This is a genomic window from Aquimarina sp. RZ0, assembly GCF_008370685.1.
Lineage (GTDB): Bacteria > Bacteroidota > Bacteroidia > Flavobacteriales > Flavobacteriaceae > Aquimarina.
This window is the reverse complement of record NZ_VTZU01000163.1, coordinates 1-3,264: the sequence shown is the minus strand read 5'-3', so window position 1 is coordinate 3,264 and position 3,264 is coordinate 1. Positions and strand designations below refer to the sequence as shown.

At 32.8% G+C, this 3,264-nt stretch carries 2 protein-coding genes; both read left to right on the top strand.

Annotation, left to right across the window (positions count from 1 at the left end; translation table 11 throughout):
* Positions 1-1,004 precede the first annotated feature (1,004 nt).
* Entirely contained in the window at positions 1,005-1,934 is a 930-nt protein-coding gene (locus F0000_RS26775; RefSeq protein ID WP_149627764.1) for an RHS repeat domain-containing protein, read from the top strand.
* A gap of 409 nt (positions 1,935-2,343) precedes the next feature.
* Positions 2,344-2,958: an RDD family protein gene (locus F0000_RS26770; protein WP_149627763.1), complete on the top strand. Its 615-nt coding sequence runs from the start codon at positions 2,344-2,346 to the stop codon at positions 2,956-2,958.
* The last annotated feature ends 306 nt before the right edge of the window (positions 2,959-3,264 follow it).

Here is a 3,264-nt window from a genome sequence, read left to right as displayed (position 1 = left end):
GAAAAAGCGTTTACAAATCACTCTCGAAATACATTAAAAAAAGACCTTTTTTACCTTGTGAATGAAGGTTTAATACTAAAAACAGGAGAATTAAAGGGAACTAGGTATCATTACACCGAATAAATCCACACAACACAAAATCCAGTTTTTTGCAGAAAAAGCAAAAACCCTCTGTATTTTGTGTTGTTCCGCTCACCACCGCATCACCCAAGCAATCTTTACATAATAGAAGTTATAAGTTCGCTTCGCACAATTTTTAGTATTGTTATTTTGAAGGATAAAAAATCGTCGTTATAACTGCTACTATGTAAAATTGCCGCACAGCCTTTGCCCTTTTTGCCAACGCTACTGCCAGCGCACTACGAAACATAATTATTTTGCTCAATCGGCGCAAAAGCCTAGCATTTTTTAAAGCTGAAGATCTCCACACTAAAAGCCATTGCGCCAATCTTCATCTTTAAAAAACGATTTTCTTCTCAAACTGAATAAACGTTTTAAAAGATAATGGAATGCACGGGCAAATGCGGATGGGCTTCCGTTATCTTTTAAAATGAAACAACCGCAGGGCGTTAGTCTTCACAAAATTGCTCAAAATGCCACCAAACTTGTCCAAATCAAGTCTACGACACTATTATACTGCTATAATATTGTAATATCTTCCGCAAAAATCATTTGTTAGAAGTCAGATTTTGAGGGCAATGGCAGTTTGGGGCGAAGCTATGGGAGTATTTTACATAACACAATTTATAACTACAAGTTGAATCCACTTAAAAATCAAATCCCTTGAAACTTGTATTATAAAGCTCCTGTGTTATGTAACATACCGAGGAAAAGGGAGCAGCAGCAAGACAGAGGTTTTTGAGGTACGAAAATACTGGGTTGCTGCTGCGAGGGCTTTAGTAGCACAATTTTACTATCTTTACCAAAGCCTAAAGGCAATACGTTCTTTTATAAAATTTTGAAGAAAAAGGTACTAGGAAAATGATCAAGCACTTCAAAAAAAGTTGTTAGATTACTTTTCTTTTGGCATGCCAATGCCTAATAGAAACCTAAAAGGAGATTATAGATACGCATATCAAGGACAAGAAGTAGATCCCGAAACTGGAAAAGAAGCGTTTCAGCTTAGATTATGGGATAGTCGTATTGGTAGGTGGTTGACGACGGATCCGTATGGACAGTATAATTCTCCTTACCTTGGGATGGGTAATAATCCAATATCTATGATAGACCCTGATGGTGGTTATTCAGGTTGGTGGGGAGCATTTGGAGGATGGATTGCAGGTGGTTTTAAAGGTTCTATAGAATCTAATGGTAATGCTGCAACGGATTCACATAAATTTTATATTGACAAAACTGGTGATGGAAGTAATGGAATAATAATAGATTTTGGAAATATCAAAGGTGACTTATTAGCTTCTGGGAAATACTGGAGACCTGATGGTCAAGGTAAATTAATGCATACTTGGAGTTTTAGTCAAAGAATTCCTAATTCCTTCGGTAACATTCAGAACAAGTTAAATAATTCATCTGGAGTAGATGCTTTTATAGGAAAAGCTATATACAACACTTTAGATGACACATACGTATTTGCAACAAGTTTTGATTTATTAAGCCCTCATAATGATCCTCAGCGATTAAATGGAGATATTGTAATTAGAGGAAGTGAAGAAGGAATTCAATCAGGTTTAAATGGAATGATGACATTAGCCACTTTTGGAAGAATAAAGAAACCAACTAGGAATATGGGGCAATTTAATGCTCAAAATAAAGGTTTATTTACCCGAATCATTAAATCTTCTAAAATTAAAGGTATCATTTTGAAGAATATGAATAAATTTCATAAATATTGGGGACAAGGAATGAAAGGAATAATGGGGACTGTAAAACCTGTAATTAAAACTGTAGAAGGTTGGGTTAATGAAGATGAAAAGTAAATGGATATTATCGGAATAATAATTGTTCATTATATTTTTTCTTTTTTAGGGGCGAGTTTACGATTTGTAATCTTAAACTTTATAAACTTATTAACCAAAAAGAAATTATTAAGTTTTAAGTTTATTTGGGAAGAAAATAAAACTCATTATGGAAATATTGAGAATGAAATTTTAAATACACTCATTGGTTTTATTCTATTTATAGTTATTGCAACAATAATTATTCAAAATAATTGGTAAATGTTATAAAACCAACATGATTGGTTCTGGATGGTTTATTGCAATTACATCCACAATTTGGATATTTTTACAACACTTTAAACAAAAATATCCAATAGTATAAAATACTCTCAATAAAATATAAAGTATAGAAATAGATGCATATGTTAGCATTAATATAAAAAATTGAATGGAAAAAAATTTTCTAGAAGTAATGTCTCAACGGACTGACGAAGAATTAATAAAAATATTGACTGTAGATAGAGAAAAGTATAATTTGATAGCAATCGAAGCAGCTGAACTTGAAGTAAAAAAACGAAATATAGACACAAGCAAGTTTGCTAAGATAAAAGAAAAGGCAATCATTGAAAAAGAGAAAAAGGAAAAAGTTGACTCTAATATAGTGAGCTCTTTTACTCGATTTTTAAATTTTATGATTGACTTTATTGTTTGGCTAATTTTAGCATCTATCGCAAGTTTTGTAGTCGGGATTTTTGTTGATCTAACCGATCCGGGATTTACTACAATTCTTAGATACATCCTGATATTTGGGACTTTTATAACATATTACGCAATTATGGAAATTAAATATCAAAAAACAATTGGTAAATTCATTACCAAAACTAAGGTTGTGAAAATTAATGGAGAAAAACCTGAAAACTCCGATATTATCGCACGTACTTTTTACAGATTAATCCCATTTGATAGAATTTCCTTTTTGTTTGTAAAAAACGGAATCCACGATTATTTATCGAAAACAAATGTGGTGAAAGATATTTCCCCTGATGGTCCTAGTATGCGCTAGTGCTGGTTTGTAACTAGTACCGTATCAGATTAGTAGACAAGAGTAGGAAATAGTAAAACAGTCCCAAGCTGGCGCAAGCAAAATTAAGTAACGGCTAGCGCGATGGCTCTGGCTCGTGCCGTTAAAGATTGGCAGATAAGAGTAAGAAATAGTAAAACAGTCACGTTTGTATATCAAATGAGAGTGTAAATATAACCTTGTCTGAATACTAAATTTTTAATTTACACATTATTCAGATAAGATGACAAATACAGAACAACAAGAACTAGAGAAGAAAGCTCTTGAACAATTTATGAGCGGCAAGAG